Origin of the sequence: Streptomyces sp. NPDC006458, from assembly GCF_040612135.1 — a bacterium.
In the GTDB taxonomy this organism is placed as follows: Bacteria; Actinomycetota; Actinomycetes; order Streptomycetales; family Streptomycetaceae; genus Streptomyces.
Genome location: NZ_JBEXPR010000072.1, coordinates 1 through 5,482, shown reverse-complemented (window position 1 = coordinate 5,482; position 5,482 = coordinate 1). Strand labels below are relative to the sequence as shown.

The 5,482-nt window shown below is 72.2% G+C and carries 2 protein-coding genes; both read left to right on the top strand.

Features of this window, described 5'->3' with window-relative positions:
• Positions 1–309, top strand: a 309-nt coding sequence (locus ABZZ79_RS39375; RefSeq protein WP_356697454.1) for a hypothetical protein, incomplete at its 5' end; no start/stop codon positions are given.
• A 52-nt stretch (positions 310–361) separates the two neighbouring features.
• Positions 362–5,482, top strand: a 5,121-nt coding sequence (locus ABZZ79_RS39370) for a type I polyketide synthase (protein ID WP_356697452.1), incomplete at its 3' end; no start/stop codon positions are given.

Here is a 5,482-nt window from a genome sequence, read left to right as displayed (position 1 = left end):
GTCCGACTCCCCTCCACCCTCGTCTTCGACCACCCCACCCCCACCGCCGTCGCCCACCACCTCCTCACCGAAATCGGCGACACCATCACCACCGCCCCGGCGGAGCCGGTGATCGACCGGGAACTGAGGAAGTTCGAACGGGCACTCACCGAGGTCCTGGAGGAGGACAGGCAGCGCGTCGCGGCGCGGCTGCGGACGCTGCTGGCGTCCCTCGGCGAGTCGGAACAGCCGGCGGCTCAGCGGTTCGGCGCGGCCACGACGGCGGACGAGGTCTTCGACCTCATCGACGCGGAGTTCGGAGCGCTGTGACGGGCCAGGCAACGGAAACCGGCAACTTCATTACGACCAGGGGGAAGAGAAGATGAGCAGCCAAGAAAGCGATCTCCAGCAGGAGAAGCTGGTCCGGTACCTCAAGCGGGTCGCGGCCGACCTCAGCGAGGCCCGGGCCCGGCTCCAGGAGTACGAGGACCGCGCCGGGGAACCGCTCGCGATCATCGGCATCAGCTGCCGCTACCCGGGCGGGGTCACCTCGCCCGAGGAGCTGTGGCAGCTCGTGGCCGAGGGCCGGGACGCGATCTCTCCCCTCCCGGACGACCGGGGCTGGGACCTCGAGAACCTGTACGACCCCGATCCGGAGCAGCTCGGCAAGGTGTACACCCGCGGCGGCGGGTTCATGTCGGGCGTGGACGAGTTCGACGCGGGCTTCTTCGGGATCAGCCCGCGGGAGGCCCTCGCCATCGACCCGCAGCAGCGTCACACCCTCGAGGCCGCCTGGGAGGCCCTGGAGGCGGCCGGCATCGACCCGACCTCGCTGCGCGGCACCGACGCCGGCGTGTTCGTCGGCGTGGGCACCTCGGACTACGGGGTCGTGCCCGCGGGCGGGCTCCCCGAGGTGGAGGGCTTCCGCCTGACCGGCGCCACCACCAGCGTCGTATCGGGCCGCGTCGCCTACACCCTGGGCCTGGAGGGCCCGGCCGTGTCCATCGACACCGCCTGCTCCTCCTCTCTGGTCGCCCTGCACCTGGCGGCGCAGTCCCTGCGCTCGGGCGAATGCTCCCTCGCCCTCGCGGGCGGTGTCACGATCATGGCGGGACCGTTCCTGCTCACGGAGTTCAGCCGTCAGCGTGGTCTGGCCGAGGACGGCCGCTGCAAGTCGTACGCGGAGGGCGCTGACGGAACGGGCTTCTCGGACGGCCTGGGCCTGCTGGTCCTGGAACGCCTCTCGGACGCCCGCCGCAACGGCCGCCGTGTCCTCGGCGTCCTGCGTGGCAGCGCCGTCAACCAGGACGGCGCCTCCAACGGAATGACCGCCCCCAACGGCCCCGCCCAGGAACGCGTCATCCGCCAGGCACTCGCCAACGCCGGACTCACCCCCAGCGACGTCGACGCGGTCGAAGGCCACGGCACGGGCACCCGCCTGGGCGACCCCATCGAGGCCAAGGCCCTGCTGGCCACCTACGGCCAGAACCGTGAGAACGGCCCGTTCCGCCTGGGCTCCGTCAAGTCCAACATCGGCCACACCTCCGCCGCCGCGGGCGTCGCGGGCGTGATCAAGATGGTCATGGCGATGCGGAACGGCCTCCTGCCCGCCACCCTCAACGTGGACGAGCCCTCCTCCCACATCGACTGGGAGGCCGGGGAGGCTCGCCTCCTCACGGAGGCGGAGCCCTGGCCCGCCACCAAGGGCCGCCTCCGTCGCGCGGGCGTGTCCTCGTTCGGTGTGAGTGGCACGAATGCGCACGTGATCCTGGAGGAGGCTCCGGCTGCGGCGGCTGACGCTGCTGACGCGGCCGCTGAAGTGCGGGATCCGGCTGTGGTTCCGGCTGTTCCGGTGGTGGTGTCGGCGAAGTCCGTGCCCGCGCTGCGTGCGCAGGCGGAGCGGCTGCGCACGCACCTGAGCACCCGGCCCGAGTCCGGGCTGCTGGATGTCGGATACTCCGCGGCCACCACCCGCGCCCAGCTGGAACACCGCGGTGTCGTCGTCGCCGCCGACCGCGAACAGCTCCTCACCGGCCTCGCCGGCCTGGCCGCCGGCGAGCCGGGACCGGGAATCATCCAGGGCCGCCCGGTCAGCGGCAAGACCGCCTTCCTGTTCACCGGACAGGGCGCGCAGCGCCCGGGCATGGGCCTGGAACTGGCCGCCGCCCACCCCGTGTTCGCCACCGCACTCGACGAGGTGTGCGCTCAGCTCGACCCGCTCCTCGGCCGGTCGCTGCGCGAACTCCTCGCCGCCCAGGACGACACCCTCAACGCCACCGAGTACACCCAGACCTCCCTCTTCGCCATCGAGGTCGCCCTGTACCGGCTGGCCGAATCCCTCGGTATCCGCGCCGACCACCTCATCGGCCACTCCGTCGGCGAGATCGCCGCCGCCCACGCCGCGGGAGTCCTCTCCCTCGCCGACGCCTGCACCCTCGTCGCCGCCCGCGGCCGCCTCATGGGCGCCCTCCCCGCCGGCGGCGCCATGGCCGCCGTCCAGGCCGACGAAACCGAAGTCACCGAAGCCCTCGCCGGATACGAAGGCCGCCTGGAGATCGCCGCCGTCAACGGACCGCACTCCATCGTCGTCTCCGGCGACCTCGACGCCCTCGACACCTGGCTCCCCCACTGGGAGAACCTCGGCCGCAAGACCACCCGACTCCGTGTCAGCCACGCCTTCCACTCCCCGCGCATGGAACCCATGCTCGCCGAGTTCCGGAAGACCGCCGAGAGCCTGACCTACCACCCGCCGCGCACCGCCGTCGTCTCCAACGTCACCGGCGACCTGATCACCGACCAGCTGACCGACCCCGGCTACTGGGTCAGCCACGTCCGCGGCGCCGTCCGCTTCCACGACGGCATCCGCACCCTGCACCGCGAAGGCGTCACCCGCTACCTCGAACTCGGCCCCGACGCCATCCTCACCGCACTCACCCGCCAGATCCTCGAAGACGAAGACGGGATCGTCCTCACTCCCGCCCTGCGCGCCCGCCAGCCCGAGACCACAACCTTCGCCGCCTTCCTCGCACACACCCACACCGCCGGCATCCCCATCGACTGGCACACCTACTACGCCAACACCGGCGCCCGCCACATCGACCTCCCCACCTACGCTTTCCAGCACGAGCACTACTGGCTCAGCCCCGCTCCCGTCACCGGCGACGCCGCCGGGGCCGGGCTCGACCGGCTCGGGCACCCGCTGCTCGCCGCCGCCGTCAAGGTCGGCGACCGCGACGAATGGCTGTTCACCGGCCGCATCTCGGCCGGCAGCCAGCCCTGGGTCGAGGACCACGTCGTCCTCGGGACCGTCATCGTCCCCGGCACCGCGCTGGTGGAGCTGGCACTCGCCGCGGGACACCACGCCGGGACGCCCGTACTCGACGAACTGGTCATGGAGGCGCCGCTGCTGCTGGACGGGAACACTGCCGTTCAGCTCCAGGTCGTCGTGGGCGAGAGCGCCCCGGACGGCCGACGTGAAGTCGCCCTCTACTCGCGCTCCGAGGACAGCGCGGAGGACGAGGATCGCGAAGTGACCTGCCACGCCCGCGGAATCCTGTCCGCCGAGGTGGAGCAGTCTGCGGTCTGGGCGGCGCAGTGGCCGCCTGCCGGGGCCGAGCCCTTCACGGCCGAAGCACTGTACGACCGCCTCGTCGGCATCGGATTCGACTACGGTCCGGCCTTCCAGGGCGTGCGGGCTGCCTGGCGTGCCGGGGACGCGGTCTACGCCGAGGTCGCCCTGCCCGAGGGGCACGCCGAGACCGCCGGCGGATTCGGCATACACCCCGCTCTGTTCGACGCCTCCCTGCACAGCGGTCTGGACTGGCTTCTCCAGGGCGACGGGCCCTCGGTCGGACTGCCGTTCTCATGGGCGGGCGTACGTCTCGGCGAGACCGGCCGGGCCCGGGTCCGCGTCCGGATCGGATCGGCCGGCGAGAACGCGCTCCGTGTCGACGTCGCCGGTGAGCAGGGCGAGCCCGTCGTCAGCGTGGCGAAGCTCGCCTTCCGCCCAGTGAGCCGGGAACAGCTGGAGGCGGCCCAGGACGGTCGGCAGAACTCTCTGTTCCGAATCGACTGGACGGCCGTACGCGGCTCCCGTGACACGGTGCGGACCGACGTCACCGTGCTGGGCGGGGAGTACGGGGATCTGGCGGCGCTCGGCGCCGCGGTGGCTGCCGGGCAGCCGGTACCGGAGTTGGTGGTCTCGGTGGTGGACTCCGCCGACGCCACGGTCCGGGAGGTCACCGAGCGGACCCTCGCCCTGCTCCAGGAGTGGCTGGCGACCGACGCACTCGCCGGAGCCCGCCTTGTCGTCGCCACCCGCAACGGCATCGCCACAGCCGAGGGCGAAGCCCCCGAACTCGCACAGGCCCCCGTCTGGGGACTCGTCCGCAGCGCCCAGTCCGAACACCCCGACCGGTTCCTCCTCGTGGACCTCGAAGACGACACCGACACCACCACCCCCGACTGGGCCGCACTCGCCGGCCTCGACGAACCCCAACTCGCCCTGCGCGGCGACCACACCCTCGCCCCCCGCGTCGCCCGCGCCAACACAGCCGCACCCACTCCACAGCCGATCCTGGATCCGGAGGGCACGGTCCTGATCACCGGTGGCACCGCCGGCCTCGGCGCCCTCTTCGCCAAGCACTACGTACGCAGCCACGGAGCCCGGCACCTCCTGCTCCTCAGCCGCCGCGGCACCACCGCCGAAGGCGTCACCGAACTCGTCACGGAACTGACCGCGCTCGGCGCCCAGGTCGACGTCGCCGCCTGCGACGTCAGCGACCGGGACGCACTGGCACAGATCATCGGCTCCCTGGAGCGTCCGCTCACCGCCGTCGTCCACGCCGCCGGACTCCTCGACGACGCCACCATCGAAACCCTCACCCCCGCCCAACTCGCCCGCGTACTGGGCCCGAAGGCCGAGGCAGCCCTCCACCTCGACGAGCTCACCGCCGGCCTCGACCTGTCCTCCTTCGTCCTGTTCTCCTCCGTGGCCGCCCTCATCGGCAGCCCCGGCCAGGGCAACTACGCCGCCGCCAACGCCACCCTCGACGCACTCGCCGCCCGGCGCCGGGCCGCCGGACAGCCCGCCATCTCCCTCGCCTGGGGCCTGTGGGCCGAAGCCGGCGGCATGGGCGGAACCCTCGACGAGACAGAACTGGCCCGCCTCGAACGCGCCGGTGTCGGTGCCCTCAGCGCCGACCAGGGTGTGGAGCTCTTTGACCAGGCGGTACGGCGCACGGACACCCACCTGTCCGTTCCCGTGCGCCTGGATGCGGGAGCATTGCGGGCGCAGGCCCGTGCCGGGATGCTGCCCGCACTCCTGCGCGGACTCGTCCGCACCCCCGCCCGCCCCACCGACCACACAACACCCGGCACCGGATCACTCGCCCGGCAACTCGCCACCGCCACCGAACAAGACCGCGAACGCATCACCATCGAACTCGTCCAAACCCACGTCGCAGCCGTCCTCGGACACACCACACCCGAAACCGTCGACCCC